This is a genomic window from Pseudoalteromonas sp. 5Ae-yellow, assembly GCF_014077565.1.
Classification (GTDB): Bacteria; Pseudomonadota; Gammaproteobacteria; order Enterobacterales; family Alteromonadaceae; genus Pseudoalteromonas.
On record NZ_JACGWD010000046.1, the window covers coordinates 1 to 22,130 of the forward strand.

Annotated in this window: 13 protein-coding genes; 10 read left to right on the top strand and 3 right to left on the bottom strand. The window is 40.7% G+C overall.

Going from position 1 to position 22,130, the window contains the following annotated elements; all coding sequences use genetic code 11:
- The first annotated feature begins 343 nt into the window (after positions 1-343).
- Positions 344-790 (top strand): DoxX family protein, encoded by a 447-nt coding sequence (locus tag H4J63_RS13000; protein WP_182196955.1) that lies wholly within the window; start codon positions 344-346, stop codon positions 788-790.
- Between the two features lie 52 nt (positions 791-842).
- On the opposite strand, the gene H4J63_RS13005 is transcribed toward H4J63_RS13000, so the two are convergent.
- Positions 843-3,929 carry a beta-galactosidase gene (locus H4J63_RS13005; protein WP_182196957.1) on the bottom strand — a complete coding sequence of 1,029 codons (3,087 nt, stop codon included), beginning with the start codon at positions 3,927-3,929 and terminating at the stop codon, positions 843-845.
- Between the two features lie 112 nt (positions 3,930-4,041).
- On the opposite strand from H4J63_RS13005, the gene H4J63_RS13010 reads away from it, so the two are divergent.
- The 5 genes from H4J63_RS13010 to H4J63_RS13030 all read left to right on the top strand — a co-directional run bounded on the left by H4J63_RS13010 (position 4,042) and on the right by H4J63_RS13030 (position 11,074).
- Complete coding sequence (locus H4J63_RS13010; RefSeq protein ID WP_182196988.1) at positions 4,042-4,860, top strand: AraC family transcriptional regulator; 819 nt, start codon at positions 4,042-4,044, stop codon at positions 4,858-4,860.
- An 80-nt stretch (positions 4,861-4,940) separates the two neighbouring features.
- Entirely contained in the window at positions 4,941-5,261 is a 321-nt protein-coding gene (locus H4J63_RS13015) for a hypothetical protein (protein ID WP_182196959.1), read from the top strand.
- Positions 5,262-5,421: 160 nt separating this feature from the next.
- Positions 5,422-6,675, top strand: coding sequence for a TolC family protein (locus H4J63_RS13020; protein WP_182196961.1), 1,254 nt, complete (start codon positions 5,422-5,424; stop codon positions 6,673-6,675).
- Positions 6,672-7,919, top strand: coding sequence for an efflux RND transporter periplasmic adaptor subunit (locus tag H4J63_RS13025; RefSeq protein ID WP_182196963.1), 1,248 nt, complete (start codon positions 6,672-6,674; stop codon positions 7,917-7,919). The genes H4J63_RS13020 and H4J63_RS13025 overlap by 4 nt, the downstream gene beginning before the upstream one ends.
- Positions 7,920-7,927: 8 nt before the next feature.
- Entirely contained in the window at positions 7,928-11,074 is a 3,147-nt protein-coding gene (locus tag H4J63_RS13030) for an efflux RND transporter permease subunit (protein ID WP_182196964.1), read from the top strand.
- A gap of 86 nt (positions 11,075-11,160) precedes the next feature.
- On the opposite strand, the gene H4J63_RS13035 is transcribed toward H4J63_RS13030, so the two are convergent.
- Positions 11,161-12,396 (bottom strand): TMEM143 family protein, encoded by a 1,236-nt coding sequence (locus H4J63_RS13035; protein ID WP_182196966.1) that lies wholly within the window; start codon positions 12,394-12,396, stop codon positions 11,161-11,163.
- A 195-nt stretch (positions 12,397-12,591) separates the two neighbouring features.
- Here H4J63_RS13035 and H4J63_RS13040 point away from each other — a divergent pair, with 195 nt between their 5' ends.
- The 4 genes from H4J63_RS13040 to H4J63_RS13055 all read left to right on the top strand — a co-directional run bounded on the left by H4J63_RS13040 (position 12,592) and on the right by H4J63_RS13055 (position 18,478).
- A complete protein-coding gene (locus tag H4J63_RS13040) occupies positions 12,592-13,176 on the top strand; it encodes a YqaA family protein (protein WP_010554604.1) in 585 nt (194 codons plus the stop codon).
- Positions 13,177-13,274: 98 nt separating this feature from the next.
- A complete protein-coding gene (locus H4J63_RS13045) occupies positions 13,275-14,180 on the top strand; it encodes a GGDEF domain-containing protein (RefSeq protein WP_182196968.1) in 906 nt (301 codons plus the stop codon).
- Positions 14,181-14,344: 164 nt separating this feature from the next.
- Positions 14,345-15,706 carry a DUF4397 domain-containing protein gene (locus H4J63_RS13050; RefSeq protein WP_182196970.1) on the top strand — a complete coding sequence of 454 codons (1,362 nt, stop codon included), beginning with the start codon at positions 14,345-14,347 and terminating at the stop codon, positions 15,704-15,706.
- A 126-nt stretch (positions 15,707-15,832) separates the two neighbouring features.
- Entirely contained in the window at positions 15,833-18,478 is a 2,646-nt protein-coding gene (locus H4J63_RS13055; RefSeq protein ID WP_182196972.1) for a DUF2339 domain-containing protein, read from the top strand.
- Positions 18,479-18,594: 116 nt separating this feature from the next.
- On the opposite strand, the gene H4J63_RS13060 is transcribed toward H4J63_RS13055, so the two are convergent.
- Positions 18,595-22,035 (bottom strand): PAS-domain containing protein, encoded by a 3,441-nt coding sequence (locus H4J63_RS13060; protein ID WP_182196974.1) that lies wholly within the window; start codon positions 22,033-22,035, stop codon positions 18,595-18,597.
- Positions 22,036-22,130 lie beyond the last annotated feature (95 nt).

Below are 22,130 nucleotides of genomic sequence, written 5' to 3' on the forward strand. Positions count from 1 at the left end.
CATAAATACCAAACATGCGCTGCCCTTTGGGTTCTTTCTAGGGACGATTAACTCTTTGTTGCTCGGTTTTTACTTAGCCCACTAGGTTACAAACCTCGCGCCGCGATTTAATCGCCCCTAGATTGAACAAATTTCAATCCACAAAGATCAACACGCCCTAAGTAATACGTTAATAAAAAACCGTCAACCTTTGGGTTGGCGGTTTTTTTATGGATTATTATAAATACTGCGTTGCTAATTAACCAATAAATTTCGTATTAATGTTTTTAATGATGATAGTAAACTGTGCTCAACGGTTAGGAAAAACCTAACGATTAAATAAATTTAAACAGGACTAAAACTCATGAAATTACTAAACACATTACTTAGCTCAAAAGCAGGCGTAGCAGCATTAATTTTACGAGTACCAGTTGGCCTTACTTTAGCGGCGCATGGTGCACAAAAGCTATTTGCTTGGTTTGGCGGTTACGGGCTTGAAGGTACAGGCCAATGGATGGCGAGTATTGGTTTAGAGCCTGGCTATTGGTTAGCAATGATGGCAGGTAGCGCTGAGTTTTTTGGTGGCATTGCATTAGCAATTGGTTTGTTAACTCGCCCAGCTGCTGTAGTTGCCGGCTTTACTATGCTGATTGCTATTTTTAGCGTACATATTAGTAATGGCTTATTTATGGCAAACAATGGCTATGAATACGCATTAACTTTACTAGTAGTAACTGTAGTTTTAGCAATTCAAGGAGCGGGAAGCTTTTCTCTTGATAACGTATTAGCTAAAAAGCTCGCTAATAAATAGAGTGTGTTAATTAAAAAAATAGCGGCCAATTTGGCCGCTATTTTTGTTTAAATTATTCAGCAGATAATGTTAAAGAATAACTGTACTGCTTTTGCTCAAGTAAATATTCTTTATGGGTACTTGGGCTCCATGAATCATCGCCACCAACCCCTATATGTTGATGATCAATGTGTAGATGTACGCAATCATCAGCAATGAGTTCGTTAGTGTGCTTAGCTTGCGTTAACATACTTTGCGAATACTCACTGGCTGCAAATAAAAACGCACCGGTTACGGTTAAATTATTAATACGCAGTAATTGGCAATCGCTACGCAGGCCGTTATCGGTTGGGAATATATACGGGGTATGTAGCTCATTTAAGCTCAAGCTGTAATAACCTAAACGTGCTGCGGCTTTGCGATCTGGGTAGTTTTCAAAAGGCCCTAAACCACGCCAGTTTACTTTTGTATCGCTTTGCTTGTTAAGTGTTGTACTTAGCCCTATACGCGGCATTGGCGGCAGAGTATCGTTTAGTTGCACATCAACATTTAAGCTAATATTGCCGGTATCATTTAGTGTATATAGCCACTGTGTTTGAGCCTGTAGCACGCCATTAAACTCGTAATTAAATACACAAGTAATACGTACATCAACACTTGATTGCACTGCGTGAATTGAGCTGCATGTGCGCTGCCATTGCCCTATACCTGCACGTAACCAACGAGCCTCCCATGCATTAGGGTCTAGGTTATCTACTTCGCTTACGCCTATGTCGTTATCAAGCGGGGCCCGATAAAAGTTATCAACCAGTGGGCTACTAATAACCTGAGTATCGTTTTGTAACCACTGCTCTATAAGCCCTGATTGCTTGCTAAAAACAAGTTTAAACTTATCGTTTTCAATACTTAGTTGAGAGTCGGTTTCACTAACACTTATAGCGCTTTGCTCTGTAGTTGATGTAAATGATTCACTGTTTAAATTATTACTATTTATAAGCTTAAACTGCTCGGTGTTTAATACATGCTCGGCACTTGCAAAGCTACAATCGTTAATTAGTGCTACATCTAAATTAAGGTGGTATTGCGCACCTTGCTCAAACGTTGTTTTAGTTTTAATTGTTAACGTGTGTGTACTTTGCGGAGCAATATTAAGTATATGCTCGCTTTGTTCAACACAGATGCCATTTTGCATTAACTGCCAAACGAGCTTTTCGTTATCTGTGTGTCTAAATACGTAATCGCTAAATACATCAATGGTGTATTGATTTTTAGTTTGCTCGCGCAGCGTAAATTGTAAATGCTGCTGGCTGTATTTTGCTTCAAACAGGCTAGGGTGCGGCGTGCGGTCTGGGAACAATAACCCATTTATACAAAATTGACGGTCATTTAGTTCATCACCAAAATCGCCACCGTAAGCCCAATAATGCTTGCCGTTTTCGTCTGTTTTAGATAAACCTTGGTCTACCCAATCCCAAATAAAGCCGCCTTGCAGGCGTGGGTATTCTCTAAATGCTTGCCAGTAATCGTCAAAGCTACCTAGGCTGTTACCCATTGCATGGGCGTATTCACATAAAATAAGTGGGCGAGTTTCACCCGGTAGGCTCAACCATTTTTTAATAGAGTATTTAGGTACCGCATCGTCTTTAATATCGGTATCTACACGGGCGTACATTGGACAAATAATGTCGGTAGCCGTTGTATTTGCGCCGCCGCCTTCGTATTGCACTGGGCGAGAGGGGTCAAAGCTTTTTGACCAGCCGTACATAGCATCATGATTTGCGCCGTGTCCGCATTCGTTTCCTAGTGACCAAATAATAATTGAGGTGTGGTTTTTATCGCGCTCAACCATTTGCGTATAACGCGACATAAATGCACCAGCCCACTGCGGATCGCTAGCTAAACGCCCCATAGGAAACATGCCATGGGTTTCTATATTTGCTTCATCAACTACGTATAAACCTAGCTCGTCACATAGTTCGTAAAAACGAGGGTGGTTAGGGTAGTGAGCAGTACGCACGGCATTAAAGTTATTTTGCTTCATCAGCTTAATATCTTCAATCATATCGGCGGTAGTAACTGTATGGCCGTTTTCAGGATGGTGTTCGTGGCGGTTAACGCCGCGTATAAGTAGCGGCTTGCCGTTTAGGCAAAGCTGCCCGTTGAGCATTTCTACTTTTCTAAAGCCAATGTTATAGGCTTCAATGTCGACGGTATTGCCTTGATCATCAAGCAGACTCACAACGCAGCGGTATAAGTATGGGGTCTCGGCGGTCCATTTTTTAGGGTTTTGTATATCAATTGTTTGAAATACAACATCGCTCCAGCCGCCTTTTTCGTCAACACGTTTATTATTAGTGCTTTGTATTTGCGGCTCACATAGCGCCTGTTCGCCATCAAAAACTTGCACTGCTATTTGATAGTTATTTGGCGCATTAATCGCCGTTTTTATATGTAGCGTTGCATCGCGGTAGCAGGCGTCTAAATCAGGAGTAATAAATACATCGCGAATTTGGCTTTGCGGTTTGGTAAGTAAGTTAACATCGCGGAATATACCGCTTAGCCACCACATGTCCTGATCTTCTAAATAACTGCCATCGCTCCAACGAATAACCATAACGGCAATACGGTTAGTGCCTGCAACTAATAGTTCGCTTAAATCAAACTCGCTTGGTAAACGGCTATCTTGTGAATAACCCACCCATTGTCCGTTACACCACAGGTGAAACGCCGAGTTAACGCCTTCAAAAATAATATGATTACGCTGAGTTAGCTTACTTTCGCTTATATTAAATTCAGTGCGGTAACAGCCTGTAGGGTTGTCGCTTGGTACAAAAGGCGGGTTAACTGCAAATGGGTACTTAACATTACAGTAAATAGGTTTATCAAAGCCGTGTAATTGCCAGTTAGAAGGCACTGTAATACTTTGCCAGTTGCTATTTAGTGTTTTACTTAGCAACGATTCATCAACTGCTTCGGGTTTATCAAATAATTTAAAGTCCCACTGACCGTTTAAACTTTGTTTTTGCGATTGCGTGTTAGTACGGGCATGGTCAACGCTTTTAAATCCATTGAGTGGGCTGTGCGCTTTTACTTGATTAGCTTGTACTGAAATTGGGTTTTCCCAATCTCGGCGATTAATTATGTGCTGTAAAGAGGTCATGTTTATCCTATTGCATAAGCGGGCAATTATAATGCGCTAAATATAGCTAAAAATAATCGCAGGGGTTATGCTTAAAGCTCTCCTTTATTTATCCAAAACTATCATTGTAATTATGCGCTATAACATTAAAGACATACTCGATATTGGTCCGCGCTGTATAGAACGCTTTATTGATTCACAAACGCTCGCGCAAATGCCAAACCTTGAAATAGCACTTGCGGGTTGCTCAAACCTATCGGGTCGTTATTGCGTAGCACGCTCAGCACCGCTAGAACATACACTTTTTTATACGCTTGCAGGGCAGGGTAAATTAACAACACACAATGAGCAGTACACACTTAATGCCAATACACTTATTGTGCTACCAGCAAAGCAAAGCTTTGAAGTGAAAATTGATGCTGAACATTGGGATGTTATTTGGTTAAACCTTGCAAATACTAAACGTTGGCAGCATTTAAACTTAGCGCAAGCATTGGTATTAACCGAGCAAAAACTTGAACCGTTACACCTTGCTATGGAGCTTTTATACAGCGAGCCCAATGTTAATTTACGCGAAAGCGTAACGCCTATTTTAAGTCATTACTTAAATGCTACGCTGCAAAATAACTCTCAGGGTGCGGCGCATAACCGTTTAATTAGTTTGTTTGAAGAGGTAGACAAGCGCTTGCAGTTTGATTGGACAATAGAGGCAATGTGCGAATATGTGCATTACTCATCGCCGCATTTGCATCGTTTATGCCAAGCGCAATTTGGTAAAAGCCCAATACAACAACTTATTTATTTACGCATTGAACGGGCTAAAAACTTATTGTTAAACACGGCTTGGCCAATTTCGCATGTGGCAAGTTATGTGGGGTATTCTAATATTTTTAATTTTTCCAAACGTTTTAAGAAGTCGGTAGGTGTGTCGCCAAGCGAATTTAGAAAATAACGTTAGCGGCTCTCTACATTTGAATAAATTTAAGGTATTGTGCGATTTCTTAAATTGCATTTTAGAGTTTTAGGTAGGTAATGCGCTCAAACCGTTTTTTAATAGTGATATTATTAGTGCTTGTACACAGCTTTATTAGCTGTGATGGCGCTGCGTATCATTTGCAAGAAGACGTTGATCACGTAACCAGTTCGTTATCGCAAGGCGACTCCATAGCCGATGATAACCAAAGCGATAAAACATCAACTACCGAGATTCATGCCCACCAACATTGCCATTGTGGCTACAACAGCACCTCTAGCCATTCAATAAGCCCAGAGCAAAGTAAAGCAACTTCGCCTGCGTGCTATAACGGGTTAAATTACCCGCCAGATGTACCGCCACCCAGTTCACTTAGTTAGTTTTTAATTTTAAATACTTTGTATATAACAGCCTGCGCTTATGCGCTGTTTCGGCTCTGTTATATGCATATTTAGGTTACTTGATGCACGTTCGGTTTGATTTTTTAATGCCAATACCGTGCTCAAGTTAACTCTGTTTGTTAAAAAACGGACACGCTATATGAATAAAAAACCAATTATGCTGGTGGCGCTAATGTGCGCGTTACCTGCTTATAGTACTTTGGCGAATGTTAAAACATTAACCCTTAAACAAGCGCTGAGTAATACCGAACAACAAAATCCGGTATTAAAACGCTACCCGTATCATCAAAAAATATTGAGTGCGCTTAAATCTCAAGCTGCACTTTCGCCTAATCCTGTATTGAATGTTGAAGCCGAAAACTTACTTGGCACTAACAAGGCGCGTGGCATTCAAGGCGCTGAAATAACACTCGGGCTTAGCCAACTAATAGAGCTGGGCGATAAGCGCCAAAGCCGTATTAATTACGCAACCGCCAATATTAAAGCCCAAGCAATACAGTATGAAAATACCCGTTTAGCGTTATTGGCAACCACTGCTGAGCGATACTATCAAGGGCTTAAATTTCAAACATTATTAAGTTTGAACAACGAGCGTAAACAGGTAGTTACCCAAGCACTTAAAGCGATTGAACAAAGAGCCAATGCGGGTGCTGCGTCGCAAGCTGATGTAACGCGCATGCGTTATGCACTTAGCCAAGTAGAGCTTGATAAAGCCATGCTTAATAGTGAATTTGAGCGAGCAAGTTTATCGCTTAACGAGCTGTGGAGTGAGGAGCAACCCTACAACACTTTTGCTGGCAATATTAATGCAATTACTGCGCTTAAATCAGCGCAAGCACTTTTAGATGCGGTTAACCAAGCCCCTGAATTTGCATTATTACAGCAGCAATATTTACAGCAAACAGCTAACTTAACACTGCAAAAAGCAAACGGACAAACCGATATTAATATAGGGGGAGGCGTGCGCTATAACCAACAAAGCGACTCCAGCTCATTAGTGTTTTCGTTTTCTATGCCACTGCAATTAAGTAATTCAAATAGCGGAAATATTGCAGCTGCAAATAGTCAGCTCATACTTTTAAATGAGCAGCAAGGGCAATTACGCATCCAGCTACGCCAGCAAGTACGTACTTTGTACGCTTATTATCAAGGCCGAGCTAATCAGGCAAAGCTGTTATCTAATCAAATTATTCCTCAGGCACAAACATTGATCGAACAAAGCTTAAAAAGTTATCAACGCGGACAGATTTCGGTGTTGCAATTACTTGATGCTCAACAAGCACTTTTTGATTCTAAACGCACACTTATTACAACTCACGCAGAGCTGTACCAAGTGCTGCTTACTCTTGAGCGTTTAACAGGCCAATCTTTAATTGAGACTCATCAATCATGAATAAAAATATAATCGTATTACTAGTATCACTTTCGTTTGCCTGCAGCTTTGTAAGCACACATGTATTTGCCTCTGCTGAACATGGCGAGTCAGGTCATAAAGAAACAGAGCAACATGAGCAAAAGCAAGGTCCACACGGGGGTTTTTTATTAACTGACCCTAAATTAACACTTGAGCTTAAATTGCAAGAATTTGCAGGTAATGTTGAGCTACGTGTATACGGCTATAAACAAAATAAGCCAATTAATATAAACGACTTAAACATAACAATGAGTTTAAAGCGCTTAGTTGAAGCGCCGCAAAATATACAGTTTACAACTGAGGGCGACTATCTTGTGAGCACGCAATCAATTAACGAACCACATTCGTTTGCACTTACCGTTACTGCTAATTATAACGGTGAGAGCATTAGCTATGAATACGACAAACACGAAGGGCAAACTACGTTAACAGAGCGAGCTATTGAGCGCGCAGGCGTTAAAACCGAGATAGCGCAAAGTGGTGAAGTGGATATTACCGATACGCTTTTTGGCGTTATTGCACCAACACAACATGGCACGGTAGAAGTAATGGCGCCGTATGCCGGATTGATCAGTGATATTTTTGTAAGCATTGGTCAAAACGTTAAAAAAGGCGAAGTACTTGCCAATGTAACCAACCGTGAAACACTGCAAAACTACCCTATTAAAAGCCCAATTAGCGGCGTTGTAACCGAGCAATACTTAAAGCGTGGCGAGTTTGCAAGCACCAGCGCACTGATGCAGGTAGTTAACCTTGATAAAGTATGGGTTGAGTTATCGGCTTTTCCTGAAAACATTGAAAAACTAGCCATTGGTCAAAGCGCTAAAGTGTACGACCTACATCATCATTTAAATACGCAAGGCAAAGTGTTTTTTATAGCCCCAATGATGACTGGCGGGCACATAGCGCGTGCCCGTATAGAGCTTAATAACCCAGACGGGCATTGGCGCCCAGGCATGCATATAAATAGCGATGTAAGTGTGGCTAAAATAAATGCCAGCGTGCGTGTAAAGCCACAAGCAATTCAAGAATTTAACGGTCAACCCAGTGTGTTTGTTCGTAAAAATAATGTATTTGAAGTGCGCCCCGTTACCTTAGGTGCAAAAAATAGCGAGTGGGTAGAAGTACTTACAGGCTTAAACGCAGGTAGCGAATACGTAACAGACAATAGTTATGTCATTAAAGCCGATATTTTAAAAAGCGGCGCAAGCCACGCTCACTAGGAGGCACCATGATTAATTGGATAGTTTCTTTTGCGGTTAAACGCCGCATGCTGGTGCTTGCGCTTACATTTTTATTTGCTGGATTTGGTGTATACAACATTCAAAATTTAGCGGTAGACGCAGTACCCGATATAACTAACGTACAAGTGCAAATTAATACCAAAGCGCAGGGCTTTACGCCATTAGAGGTAGAGCAACGCATTACCTATTTGGTAGAAACCGCCATGGCGGGCATACCTAAGCTTGACTACACCCGTTCGCTTTCGCGTTATGGGCTTTCGCAAGTAACGGTTATTTTTAATGAAGGCACCGATATTTATTGGGCGCGTCAGCAAATTGGTGAGCGTATTCAAAGTATTCGCTCCGACTTACCTAATAACGTAGAGCCAAACTTGGGTCCTATTGCCAGTGGTTTAGGCGAAATATTTACTTACAGTGTGCACGCCGCGCCTAATGCGTTAAAAGAAGATGGCACCGCCTACAACGCCGAAGACTTACGTACTTTGCAAGATTGGGTTATTCGTCCGCAGCTTTTAAAAGTAAAAGGCGTTACCGAAATAAACAGCCAAGGTGGTTTTGAGCGCCAATACCAAGTAGCGCCAGTGCCCGAAAAACTCATTGCCTATAAGCTTACTATTAGCGATGTAATTAGTGCACTTGAGGTTAATAACAGTAACCGAGGCGCAGGCTATATAGAGCGCTTTGACGGGCAATATTTAGTACGCTCACCAGGGCAGTTAAAAACCATTGATGACATAGCCAATACCGTTATAGCTAAGCGCGACGATGCACCTGTACGCATTAAAGATGTGGCTAACGTGTTTTTAGGCAAAGAGCTTAGAACCGGCGCGGCCACTTATAACGGTAAAGAAACCGTGCTCGGCACCGCCATGATGCTAATTGGTGAAAACAGTCGCGTAGTGGCAAAAGCCATGGCTGATAAACTCAAAGACGTACAGCTAAGCTTGCCTGAAGGTGTTGTGGCAGAAGCAGTTTATGACCGCACAACCCTTGTTGATAAAACCATAGCAACCGTGCAAACCAACTTATTTGAAGGTGCCATTTTAGTGATAGTAATTTTGCTATTACTGCTGGGTAATGTAACGGGCGCGCTTATTACGGCAATGGTTATTCCGTTTAGTATGTTGTTTGCCGTTACAGGTATGGTGGGTAATCGCGTATCGGGTAACCTAATGAGCCTAGGTGCAATCGACTTTGGTTTAATTGTTGATGGCGCTGTAATTGTAGTTGAAAACTGCCTGCGCCAATTAGGTATGGCTCAGCATAAACATGGCAGGCTACTTACCTTAAACGAGCGTTTAAATGTAGTGACCGCAGCCACCAAAGAAGTATTTACACCGGCTGTATTTGGCATTGTTATTATTATGCTGGTTTACTTACCTTTATTTGCACTAAGCGGCGTTGAAGGCAAAATGTTTCAGCCAATGGCATTTACTGTAGTTGCGGCGTTAATTGGCGCGCTTATATTTGGCGTTACATTTGTACCGGCTGCTATTGCAGTGTTTGTTCGCGGTAAGGTTGATGAAACCGAAAACGCAGTCATGCGCGGCGTTAAAAAAGTGTATAAGCCATTACTTGGTATATCGCTTAAATTACCTTGGCTGATGGTGGGTATTGCCACGGCATTAGTATTAGTGCTTGGTTTTAAAGTTAAAAACATGGGCGCAGAATTTTTACCGAAACTTGATGAGGGTGATATTGCTATGCATGCGCTGCGCATTACTGGCACCGGTATTGAGCAATCTGTGCAAATGCAAAAAGAGCTTGAGCAAGCCATATTAGATCAGCCTGAGGTTGCTAACGTATTTTCAAAAATTGGTACTGCTGATGTAGCAAGCGATCCTATGCCGCCCAATGTTGCCGATACTTTTTTAATACTTAAACTGCAAGAAGAGTGGCCTAATCCAGCACTCACTAAAGCAGAATTGGTTCAGCAAATTCGTACCCGTGTTAACGATGTACCTGGTAATAATTACGAATTTACACAACCAATAGAAATGCGCTTTAACGAGTTAATTGCTGGCGTGCGCGCCGATGTGGCACTGCGTATTTATGGTGACGACTTAAGCGTACTTAAAGAGTTTGGCGAAAAAGCCACAGGGCTAATGCGTAATATTGCAGGTGCTACCGATGTACGTTTGGAGCAAATGGAAGGATTGCCAACACTTTCGGTAACACCAATGCGCGACCATATGGCGTTATTGGGTTTAAGCGTAAACGATATTCAACAAACACTTGCCGCCGCTGTTGGTGGTGTGCAAACCGGACTAATTTACGAAGGCGATAAACGTTTTTCGTTATTAGTACGCCTTGATAAACGTTGGTCTAGCGATGTATCAGCACTTGCTCGTTTGCCAGTTGCTTTACCTAAAGATAGTAACCCAGAACTTGAGTTTGTACCGCTTGGCGAAGTGGCAACAATTAGCATTGAAAAAGGGCCTAATCAAATAAACCGCGAAAGTGGTAAGCGCAATGTAGTAGTAACTGCCAATGTAGAGGGGCGCGATTTAGCAAGCTTTGTAAGTGATGCGCAAGCAAGCATGAATGAATCACTTAATTTACCAAGTGGCTATTGGCTTGAATACGGCGGCACGTTTGAGCAGCTACAATCGGCAAGTAAGCGATTATCATTAGTTGTGCCGGTCACTTTACTGCTTATATTTGGCTTACTGTATAGCGCCTTTGGATCGCTTCGTGATTCATTGATTATATTTAGTGGTGTGCCACTGGCATTAACAGGAGGTGTGCTTGCGTTATTGCTGCGCGATATGCCGCTTTCAATCTCAGCGGGTGTCGGCTTTATTGCCCTAAGTGGTGTAGCGGTATTAAACGGCGTGGTTATGCTGTCGTTTATAAAGCAATTACGAAGCGATGGTTTAAGTTTGTTTGATGCAATTCACAGCGGTGCACTTCAGCGCTTGCGCCCAGTACTGATGACGGCGCTGGTGGCAAGTTTAGGCTTTATACCTATGGCGCTTAATTCGGGAACGGGTTCTGAAATGCAAAAACCTCTCGCCACAGTAGTGGTTGGCGGGATTATTTCATCAACATTACTAACACTGTTAATATTGCCTGCGCTTTATAAGTTAGTGCATTCTAAATTTACTAAAAAAGCAGAAGCTGAATTAGCTTAAATACTAGCTATTGATAATATAATAAAAAAGCAGCTGTACTTATCAGCTGCTTTTTTATTTGGGTATTATTTAGCAAAAATACTACATTAATTATATTGAAAAAGATTATCCCAGCGCTCATCCAGTATCGTTTTTGCGTGATCTAAATTTATTGCGCTATACACATCACTAGTGCACGTTACCAAACGCATACGCACCAGCTTTTCAAGTGCGTCGCTAATTTCAAAATCAAGATCGCACTGGTATTTACTTTTAAACCAATGCTCTATTTGTTCATCAAGCGTTTGTGCGGTTAAGCCGCTTTCTGATTTTAGTAAAAAGGTATACGCAAGCAGCGCTTCTTTTATGTCTTCTTCTTCGGCGGCGTCAATAAGCGTGTGAAAAACACCCGCGTTGTTATCAAGGTTTTTAAAGTAGAGATTATCGCTAAGCGCTTTCATAAATTTAATTTTACGGTTTTTAAACTTACTCCATTCTTTAAAAATAAAGCTGCCAAATACTCCCATGCCAATAGCAAAGGTAATAAAGTGTTGTTGGGTCATTTCTACAGCTTCACTTCTAAAACCACCCCAAAAAGCAAACAGAGCAAGCAATAATACGATTGATGCGCCAAGTTTAGTTATAAGTACCACTGCACCGCCAACTAAAGCCGATGAGCCAATAATTGCTTTATCAATAGGGCGCATGCGTACTTCGCTATTAGGAAATAGCATTTCGAGATCGGCCTTTGGCACATTTTGAAACAGCTTTACTATGGTTGAGCTTGGCTCAAATCCCAGTGGCGTTTTATTTTTAGCTTCAAAATAAGCGCTGTCTTTAAAGCGAATAAACACGGCAACACGGTCGTAATTAGTAAAGTGCAGCGGTTTTTTACGCAAGCCCCAAAAGCTGGTCATAGTTTCAGTGAGTTGCGACTCGCCACGGCGATAAAATACCACTTCTTCAAAGTCGTCAAATTCAACTTCAAGGCGCACCTTAAATAATGACTCTTCATTTAATGCATCTTGTAAGTCTTCATTGGTTATCACTTCAAAATTAGCTGCATTAAGCACCTTAGCAAAATCTTTAGCAAACTCATGTTGGCACTGCGCTTTTTGATCCGCAGATACTGGCGCTAACGATCGCGTGTCACTGTTGGGATCAAAAGGGGCGTAGTTGTTTTTAAGTGACTCAAGTGTTGAGTGGTAATCGTAATGAATAAGGCTTGCTAGTAAATCGCAAAATTGTTTAAACGATGTTTTTTGTGTACTGCTTTTAAGCTCTTCGCTACACATATCAACAATATCTTGCTTTCTAAAGGGAATAAAACGCGCACTTTGCATAAATTAATAACTACTGTGATAGGGAATCTAACTGCATGGGCACATAATAAAATATTATTATGGATATTACTAATTTGTTAACGCCCTAGGACCTGATAAATTTAGTACACTGTTTTCAGCGTGTATTAACCTAAATGTGTAATTATTGGCTTATTGAATACTCTTGTTCTTACTGATAAGTGAAAAGGATTTACTATGGCCATTCAAAAAAAGCTAAAAGAAAAAACGCGTAATTTTATTGACTCTAAGCATATGCTTAGCGGTATTACAGTGGCGTCATTTTTAGAGTCAACCATAGTTCCTATTCCACTCGAAGCTGTATTAGTACCGCTAATGCAAGCTCGTCGTGAAAAGCTATGGCTTATTGCGCTAATGGCTACTTTAGGCTGCATAGTGGGCGCATTGTTTGGTTATGCGTTGGGTTATTATTTATTTGATGCGGTTGGCGATTGGATTATTAATACGTTTTCGAGCCCTGAGCAATTTGAAAACGTTAAACAGCAAATGCAAGATCAAGGTTTTTGGTTTGTAATAACACTAGGCATAGTGCCTATTCCGTTTCAAATAGCGATGCTTGCAGCTGGCGCGACTAAGTACTCTATTTGGCTGTTTTTGTTGGCCTCGGGTATTGCGCGTTCTATTCGTTACTTTGGTCTGGCTATTATTGTTTATTATGCAGGTAATGAAGCTGAGCGAATCATTAGTAAACATAAAACTAAGGCAATGGTTTTAATAACGTTACTTGTGTTAGGAGTTTGGGGATTAAGTTTGGTGATTTAAGCTCATTATTAAAGGTTATTAACCAGCTTATTCTAATAAGCCTTTTTGGTAATGTGCTATAGTTTTTTAATTATAGTATCGAAAAGCTTAGGGTTAATATGATTGAAACTGTAAAACTCACTATCAGGCTTTCTAATTTTTTTAAAATGAGCTGGAAAAATAAAACTGTAAGCCTATTTTTATTAGCTTATATTGTTATTTTTTCAGCCTACTCCCTAACTAACTTTCCTCCCTTACAAGTTCAAAATAATGTTTACGGTTTTACAACTGATTTTATTAATTTAATTGTTCTTATTTTTTTATTTTGGATGGTTCAGTGCTCCAAACTTTCAAAGCTTGCATATACATTTTCGACTCTCGGATTAATGCTTTGGTCCATGGGTAATACAGCTGATTTAATCGATGAGATAGTGATACAGCCTTACTGGGTAAGTATTTATTTTGAAGATTTATGCAGAACCAGCGGTATGCTTTTAACTTCCTATGGTTTATTTAAAACGATGTGCTTTGTACAAAGTATTAATAATCGATCAGCGCGTGAGCTAATTATTGACGATTTAACCAAGGTACATAACAGACGTTATTTTTATCAGCACGCTAAAGATGCTCAGCACTCACCTTACGTTATTTTAATTATCGATATAGACCACTTTAAAGCAATTAATGATGAATTTGGTCATGATGTTGGTGATGTAGTGCTTAAAGAACTAGCAACTAAATACGACAATGCTTTTACGCACCAAAACAAATTTGCTCGCCTCGGTGGTGAAGAATTTGGTGGCTACTTGCCTACAAATAATATGACGCAAGCATGTGATTTTTCGCAGCAATTAATTGACCTTGCGCACACCATAAATGTTCAAAATTCTCGCCACTTAACAGTAAGTATAGGTGTTGCAATGCAAACGCCTAATGAGCCTTTAGATAAAGTAATGAAGCGCGCTGATCAAGCTTTATATTTAGCTAAGAAGAGTGGCCGAGATCGTTTTGAAATTGCCCCGTAAGCGTTTTTAATTATATAAAAACACGTCCTTATTGTTTGCACATTTACTACACTTTTTAACGTTTTCGTAAGGAAATGTCAGTGAGGGTAATGCTTTGTAAATCATGAAATTAAAATAGAATGTTTGGGTCATAATGGGGATATTAATAATAAGGAATAACCTTAATGACCAACTCCCTTTTAAAAGCTGCATTACCCTTAAGTCTAATTACTATTTTGTCGGGCTGCGGCTCTGATGATAGCTCAAGCTCTACAGGTTACATCCAATTGTATAACGGCTCTTACAATAGCCCATACACACGTTTGTTTGTTGAAGAAACAGAACGTTCAGGCGCTGATTTTGCCGATGTAACTACTCGCCATAACTACAGTACAGGCACTTATGATGTAAGTTTTGAATACCTAGATGCTAACGACAGCTATATAACAATTAGCGACCAAGAAATTTCTATTAAAGGTGACAAAACACAGTTAGTAGTAATGAGCGGCAACTTTGATGAGCCTACATTTACAGAGCTTAGCGTACCTATCACAAGCGATACGGGTGAGTTTAACTTAGGGTTTTATAATATTGCAGGGGAGGATACTAACTACGATATTTACTTAGCAACTGATGATGGCGTATTTGAAAGCGCGACACTTTTTTCATCGGCTCAATATTTAAGTGAGTTAGATCTGCAAAGCGTTGATGAAGGTTATTACACTATTTACATAACCGAAGCGGGCAGCAGTGATGTTGTGTACGAGTCGTCATCTGTTTATTTATACGATGAAGCAAGTTATGTAGCAATGATCCGCCCAAGTTACGCTACAGAAGAAGGCGGTATTACGCTTGATGTAGTAACCGATAATAACTACGTTACTGAGCTTAAACACCAATCTGCCTTGGGGCAATTACGCTTTATAAATACCGTTGATGACTACTCGCCAGTAAGCTTTAGTACTACACGCGGTACAACTGTTAACAATACAAATACCGTGGCAAGCGATACGTATACTGATTACGTTGAGCTTTCGCCTAATAGTTACAGCGTAGCGATGTACGACGAAGAAGGTACAAAACTAGCTGATAACTTTTTAATGACGCTAGAGCGTGAGCAAAGTGCGGTGGGTATTTTTTATAACGACGCAGATAACGGTTTACGTATGATGAGCGTTGAAGAAAACCTAACACCAAGTAGTTACAGCCATACGGTATCGGTTGTAAACCTAATTGAAAGCTACGCAGGGCAATCGGTTTCAGATGTTGATGTGTACTTTACACTTAACGGCGAAACAGTAGACGACACCAGTAACGTAGTCGATGGCCTAGATAAGTATGACCAAGAAGAGCAGGTTGTAGATAACGAAATTTACACTGTTTATGTTGTATATGAAGATAATGGTCAGCAAATTGTGCTTATTCAACAAAGCGATATGGACTTTACACAAGAGGGTAACTACATATTGATTTTAGAGCATGATGAAACAACAAGCTCAGGTTATAAAATGACCCTAGAGCGCACTATTACCGATAGTGTTGAATAAATCTAAACATATTAAGTAGCATAAAGCCTAAGCACTTTAAGTACTTAGGCTTTTTTATTGAACAAAATGTACCTACTCATTAATAATTAGGTACACTCAGGGCATAATAATTAATAAGAGTGTGCCATGGATGATTTAGTTGGGTTAGCCGTCATAGTAATACTGGTTGTAGTTGCCGGTGCTATCTGCGGTTTAATAGCGCTAGTGCAGTTAAATGGATTAAAACAAGAAGTGGCTGTTTTAAGGGCCAAAGTAACACACTTACAAACACATAAACCGATATCGCAAAGTGAACCTCAAAGCGAAGCATCTACTGCTCAGGCAGCGCTTTCAAGGTCTGAGCCAATTGCTCATAAAACACAGCCAAACTTAACGTCCCAAAGCGTGTCGCCACCTGTAATAAATCAGCCATCAGCGCCTCCTAAAAAAGCCAAACCAGCTGAAGCATCAGCCATAGAATTACTATTTAATAAATTACGCGCAGGGTTTGAGCAAAACTGGATGACCTGGATAGGCGCAATAGCGCTTGCGTTTGGTGGCATATTTTTAGCTAAATACAGCCTAGAAGCGGGATTATTATCGCCTGTAATGAGGTTGAGTTTAGGCGGCTTATTTGGGCTTGGCCTAATTGCAGCCGCAGCTTATTTACACCATAAACGCATTGTATTTGAAGGCTTTAATAATTACATACCCGCAGCGCTTGCAAGCGGCGGGTTTATTACCTGTTTTGCTTTAACGCTTTTAGCTTACAGCAGTTACGACATGCTGAGCCCTACCGTGGCATTTTTTGCGTTAGCTATTATAGCAATTAGTGCAAGCGCGATGGCGCTTAGGTTAGGCCCGCTATTGGCCGTGCTTGGTATTATTGGCGCTTACAGCGTACCAATATGGGTTAGCACTGGCAGTGGTAACTTATTTGCGCTGTTAATGTATATTGGCTTTGTAAGTTTGTCGGCTGCGTTAGTTGCACATAAAGTACAACGTATTTGGCTATGGTATTTACTATGGGTTGGGCACATTGGCTGGTATTTAGTTGGTTTTACGCTACTTAAAGCTAATACCGTTTGGTTAATGGGGGCATTTGCTTTACTTAGTATTGTAGGGTTAATTGCTATACCGCGCTTAGGTCTAAAACTGAATGTTATTGAACATCGCCCGCACAGTTTAAAACGCTTAATTAAAGTGCTTCCAGATCATGCATTATTACTCGCCTTTATGGCGCCCTTAATATTTACCATGTTAATAAGTCACTTCAATATGCAGTGGCAAACAATTGGCGTGTTAAGTATTGTATTGGTGTTGTTTTTAGTACTTAAAAATAGCCGCTGGGATATTTGGCAGGGCGTAGCGTTAGTTATTTCAACGCTATTCGTGATAGGCGCTGAACGCACGCATCTTTCGCCAAACCTATTTGATGACGCACTCTTTATATTCAAAAATGAGTATGGTTTGGGGTTATTACTCGGATTGTTACTTACCGCTTTTGGGCTCTATTACGGCAAAAAACAGATTAAGCGTTTAGCCTTTCATATTACGGGGGCATTTAGTGCATTTGTAATGATAGCTACTTTATATACGCTTATTCCTAATTTTGCGTTAAGTACTGCATATCCACTTTGGGCCGTTGTATTGTTTGTAGTGGCGGCTATTTTAATAAAGCTCGCGCAGCATAATACAACGCTATTTCAGCGTTTTACTTATTGGGTAGGCGCTAATGCCAATATTACGTTAGCAATTACCATGCTACTAAGTGACAGCGGTTTAACTATTGCACTTGCTGTACAAGTATTACTTATAAGCGTACTTATTAAACGCTATAGCGTGCCTATGCCACATTGGCCTATAAAAGCCTTGGTTGCTGCGTTATTACTGCGCCTTACGCTTTCACCTTGGACGCCAAGTTACGATGCACTCACGGTATTTGGTTTGCATTGGAGCATAGTGGTTTACCCGTTATGTATTGCGTTATTTTTTGCCGCAGCTAAGTGCTTTGACTCATCAAAACTGAAAATATGGCTCGAAGGTGCAGCGCTTCATTGTTTAGCACTTTTTATTACCACCGAAACAAGTTATCAGTTAGTAGGGCATTATCCGCAATTTGATTCACTTAACTTTTACGAACAAATACTCCTTACCTGTAACTGGCTGGCATTAGGGTGTGTGTATTTACACAGAGCAAAACTTGCCGGTACTTTAGCTAAGTTATACCAAGTGGCGGGCTTTGCACTTGTAGGGTTAGCAGAGCTTTTTGCTATTAAAACACTGCTTGACGACAACCCATTATTTGAATCACTTTACATAGGTGAGCTGCCAATATTTAACTGGTTATTACTATTGTGGTTAGTACCTGCAGGATTAACGCTTTGGCTGGCCAAGCTTGTAAAACCAATAAACGCTAAAGCTACGCCATTTATATTGGCCGTTGCGGGTGGGTTTATATTATTGGCAATAAACAGCTTTATTCGCCAATACTGGCAAGGGCCTTATATTTACTTATCAAAAGGCGCAAGTAATGCAGAGCTTTATAGCTACTCTGTTATTTGGTTAATACTAGGGGCAGGTACTGTTATTTTTGGTCACCTTAAAAACCAGTTATTAATACAAAAAATAGGCTTAGGCTTACTAGCTGCAGTTATTGTTAAAGTGTTTTTAATTGATATGGCTAACTTGGAGGGCTTACTTAAAGCGCTTTCGTTTATTGGATTAGGACTTTCGTTGGTGGGGTTAAGTTGGTTATTCCAAAAGCTTAGAAGCCGAGTAAATCCAGTTTAACTTTTGAACACTTTATAAAGCAAAGCCCAGTGAAGATACTGGGCTTTTTGTTTTACGCTATTACTTGATAGCTTTTAACTAGAATACTTTTAACTAGATCACTTTTTACTCGCTTATTATGTACTGTGATTAAGCAGTGCCTTTAGTTTGCCCGGTTTAATTGGTTTACTTAAATAATGAATATTAGCGGCTTTGGTTTCTTGTTTAAGCTCGGTGTCGCGCACTGCGGTAATTAAAATAGCGGGCACTTGGCTTTGCCAAATTTCGCGCAGGGTTTTAATTAGCGTTATGCCATCGCAGTCATTGCCTAATTGGTAGTCCATTAAAATAACATCGGGTGCACCGTTTTCTTTAGCGTGCGCCAGTACATTATTTACATTATCAAATAGCGTGTAATTAGCTTGCCACTTTTTAAGTAAGCTTGCCATTGCAGCTAGGTTTTCAGGGTCGTCGTCTACGGCAACAATATTAATTGCTGCACGGTTTTCTATTAGGCTGTTTGTCGTACTTTTTTGTTGTACAAACTGCTCGTCACCATAAGGTACCTCAATGCTAAAACGGCTACCTTTATTTGGCTCAGAATGCACATCAAGCGGCAAACTTAATAAGTCAGCCATACGTTTTACAACACCTAAGCCTAAGCCTACGCCTTTGTTATCGCCCGACTCAACACGGTAAAAGTCGTTAAATATTTTAGCTTGCTCTACTTCGCTAATACCTGGGCCTGTATCCCATACTTCTATTCGTAAATTGTGCTTCCGGTTCCTACAGGCTATTAATACACGGCCATTATCGGTGTATTTAACTGCATTAGAGACCAAGTTTTGAATAATTCGGCGCAAATAGGTTATATCGCTGTGCACAATTTGTTGGTTTGAACGCACACTAAGTTTAAGGCCTTTATCACTTGATAAAATAGCGTATTCACTTTGCAATGGCGCTAAAATATCTTCAATATAAAAGTGGCGAGGGGTAGGGGTCATAGCGCCTTGCTCAAGCTTAGCTATTTCAAGCAATGCCGACATTAAATGCACGGTTGAATCGAGACTGTCGCCTAGTTTTTCAAAGCTGTTTTGGTTAGTGCTGTCGAGCTGTTTTTCGTCAATAGCGGCAAGGTATAAACGTGCTGCATTTAACGGCTGTAAAATGTCGTGGCTCGCCAGTGCTAAAAAGCGCGTTTTACTGTCGTTGGCTTGCTCTGCTTCTCGTTTAGCTAAAGTAAGTGCTTGCTCAGTTTGTACACGGCTATCTATTTGAGCTTGTAAGTCTTTATTGATAGTTTGCACTTCTTGAGTACGTGCTTCTATGCGGTTTTCAAGATCCATGTTTACTTCTTCAAGCGCATTTTGCGTACTTATGTGGTTTGTAATATCTGAAAAGCTGGTAACAAATCCGCCATCGGGCAGCGGATTACCAATCATTTCGTATACTTGGCCATTACGACGGTGGCGAATAAAATGATGCGAGCTGCCATATTTTAAATGCTGTACACGTTTTTCTACTTGGCGTTCTATTTCACCGGGGCCACATTCACCACGGTTAGCGTTGTATCTAATAATGTCTTCTATGGGTTGGCCTACTTCTAAAAAGCCTTCAGGGTAGCCAAACATTTCATTGTAGCGTTTGTTCCATGCAACGAGTTTTAAATCTTTATCAACAACTGAAATACCGTGGCTTAAATTTTCGAGTGAGGTAAATAACAGATTTTGATTAAATTGCAACGCTTGTGTGGTTTCGTCAAAAAAGTTTACTACTTCCTCAAACGCCATACGTTTACCTGACGATACCGTATGTATTAACGCTTGTGCCGACGATGCACCAAGCACGCCTGTTAACGCGCGTTCGCAGTAGGCTATAAATTCAGGCTCTGGGTGTGCGTTGTTATCGCTTAAATGATGGGCGAGTGCGTAATGGGCCAATACTTGTTGGCTGCGCTGAATACCTAGAAATGTTTGCAGTAGTATTTTAAAGTCGTAAACGGTGGCTTTTACGTCTTTATTTAAGCGCCTGGATAAAATAGCCTGATCTTTAGGGTTAACAAAAGCAGCGGCCTGAATTTTATCAATTAAGCGCTCCTCAGCCCCAAGTGAAAAACTAATATAACAACCAATATTGGCAAACAAAGCTATCAAGGTTCCACGCGTTATAAGCGTTTGTTGCAGCTCGCTATCAAGGGTTGTGCCGGCATCGAGTATTGGCAGCATTAAAAATAGTATCCAGCAAATAAAGCCTGCTACTAAACCTGCATACACCCCATAAGCATGACCTTTTCGCCAATATAAACCACCCACAATAGAGGGCAGCAATTGGGTAACAAGTGAAAACGCCACCAAGCCCATACTGGCCAGTGCGCTACTATGGCCAAACCATTGCTGATAGAAATAGGCCAAAATTAATATGCCTGCAATAGCAAAGCGCCTTACAAGTAATATGCGAGACTTATAACTGCTGGTAATTAAGTTACGTTTAAACTTTCTACGCAGCATTAACGGCAGTACCACATCGTTTGAGATCATCGTGCTTAATGTAAGCGTTGCTACCACTATCATTGCGGTGGCGGCCGATAGTCCACCTATAAATACAAAGGTGATTAAAAAGGCGTTATCGTTAATTAGCGGTAGGGCAAGTACAAAGCTGTCGGGTGAATAGCCGCTGCCAATTTCAGGATGAATGGCCGCAGTCGCAATAGGTAAAATCATTGCGGCTGTTAGTAGTAAATACAGCGGAAAAGCCCAGCGAGCGGTAAGTAAGTGGCGTTTGTTTTGGTTGTCGACCACGGTTACATGAAACTGGCGAGGCAAACATATAATAGCCGCTGCAGCCATTAAAGACTGGCCAATAAAGTTAAAGCTAAAAAAGTTAAAATCGCTCCAGTGACCCCAAATAGACTCAGTTACTTTGTTCGTGGTGGCTTCGGGTAAATTAAAAAGTGTAAATACTGCAAGCCCCGCAACGGCAATAAGAGCAATAAGTTTAATCATAGATTCAAATGCAACAGCGAGCATTAAGCCAGAGCGATATTCAGTTACATCAACTTTGCGAGTACCAAAAAATATAGCAAATAAAGCCATAATTAGTGTGGCAGAAAGCGCGAGCATATCGCCGGATATTTTATTACTGTTTTGCAAAAGTAAAAAGCTTGTACTAAGCGCTTTTAATTGCAGTGCAATGTAGGGAATGGTTGCCAGTAATGCGATTACAGTAACCATTATTGCTGTAGTTTGACGTTTGCCGTAACGAGCTGAAATAAAGTCAGCAATAGTCGTTATATTTTGTTTTTTACTTACCAGTACCAGCTTACGTAAAAATCCTTGGCCGAATAAAAACAGCAACGCAGGGCCTAATAATATTGGCAAGTAACTCCAACTGCTGGTGGCGGCTGTTCCAACCGAACCGTAATAAGTCCAAGAGGTACAGTAAATCCCGAGTGAGAGTGAATACACAAATGGGTGATGGCTAATACGCTTTGCTAAAGGGGTTGTTTTATCGCCCCAATTGGCAAGCCAAAACAGCACACCTATATAACTTAAAGCAACAATAATGAGTACGGCAGTCATGTTGTTATTAAACCTTATTATTTTAAATAGTCCCTCATCCCTATGAGGGATTAACACAATACCAGAACTGAGGTTAAGTGTGAGGGTTGAATTTA

Bases quoted from the DNA above. Each gene is read 5' to 3' on its own strand.
- H4J63_RS13000 (WP_182196955.1), top strand. From the start codon at position 344: ATGAAATTACTAAACACATTACTTAGCTCAAAAGCAGGCGTAGCAGCA.
- H4J63_RS13005 (WP_182196957.1), bottom strand. From the start codon at position 3,929: ATGACCTCTTTACAGCACATAATTAATCGCCGAGATTGGGAAAACCCA.
- H4J63_RS13010 (WP_182196988.1), top strand. From the start codon at position 4,042: ATGCGCTATAACATTAAAGACATACTCGATATTGGTCCGCGCTGTATA.
- H4J63_RS13015 (WP_182196959.1), top strand. From the start codon at position 4,941: ATGCGCTCAAACCGTTTTTTAATAGTGATATTATTAGTGCTTGTACAC.
- H4J63_RS13020 (WP_182196961.1), top strand. From the start codon at position 5,422: ATGAATAAAAAACCAATTATGCTGGTGGCGCTAATGTGCGCGTTACCT.
- H4J63_RS13025 (WP_182196963.1), top strand. From the start codon at position 6,672: ATGAATAAAAATATAATCGTATTACTAGTATCACTTTCGTTTGCCTGC.
- H4J63_RS13030 (WP_182196964.1), top strand. From the start codon at position 7,928: ATGATTAATTGGATAGTTTCTTTTGCGGTTAAACGCCGCATGCTGGTG.
- H4J63_RS13035 (WP_182196966.1), bottom strand. From the start codon at position 12,396: ATGCAAAGTGCGCGTTTTATTCCCTTTAGAAAGCAAGATATTGTTGAT.
- H4J63_RS13040 (WP_010554604.1), top strand. From the start codon at position 12,592: ATGGCCATTCAAAAAAAGCTAAAAGAAAAAACGCGTAATTTTATTGAC.
- H4J63_RS13045 (WP_182196968.1), top strand. From the start codon at position 13,275: ATGATTGAAACTGTAAAACTCACTATCAGGCTTTCTAATTTTTTTAAA.
- H4J63_RS13050 (WP_182196970.1), top strand. From the start codon at position 14,345: ATGACCAACTCCCTTTTAAAAGCTGCATTACCCTTAAGTCTAATTACT.
- H4J63_RS13055 (WP_182196972.1), top strand. From the start codon at position 15,833: ATGGATGATTTAGTTGGGTTAGCCGTCATAGTAATACTGGTTGTAGTT.
- H4J63_RS13060 (WP_182196974.1), bottom strand. From the start codon at position 22,035: ATGACTGCCGTACTCATTATTGTTGCTTTAAGTTATATAGGTGTGCTG.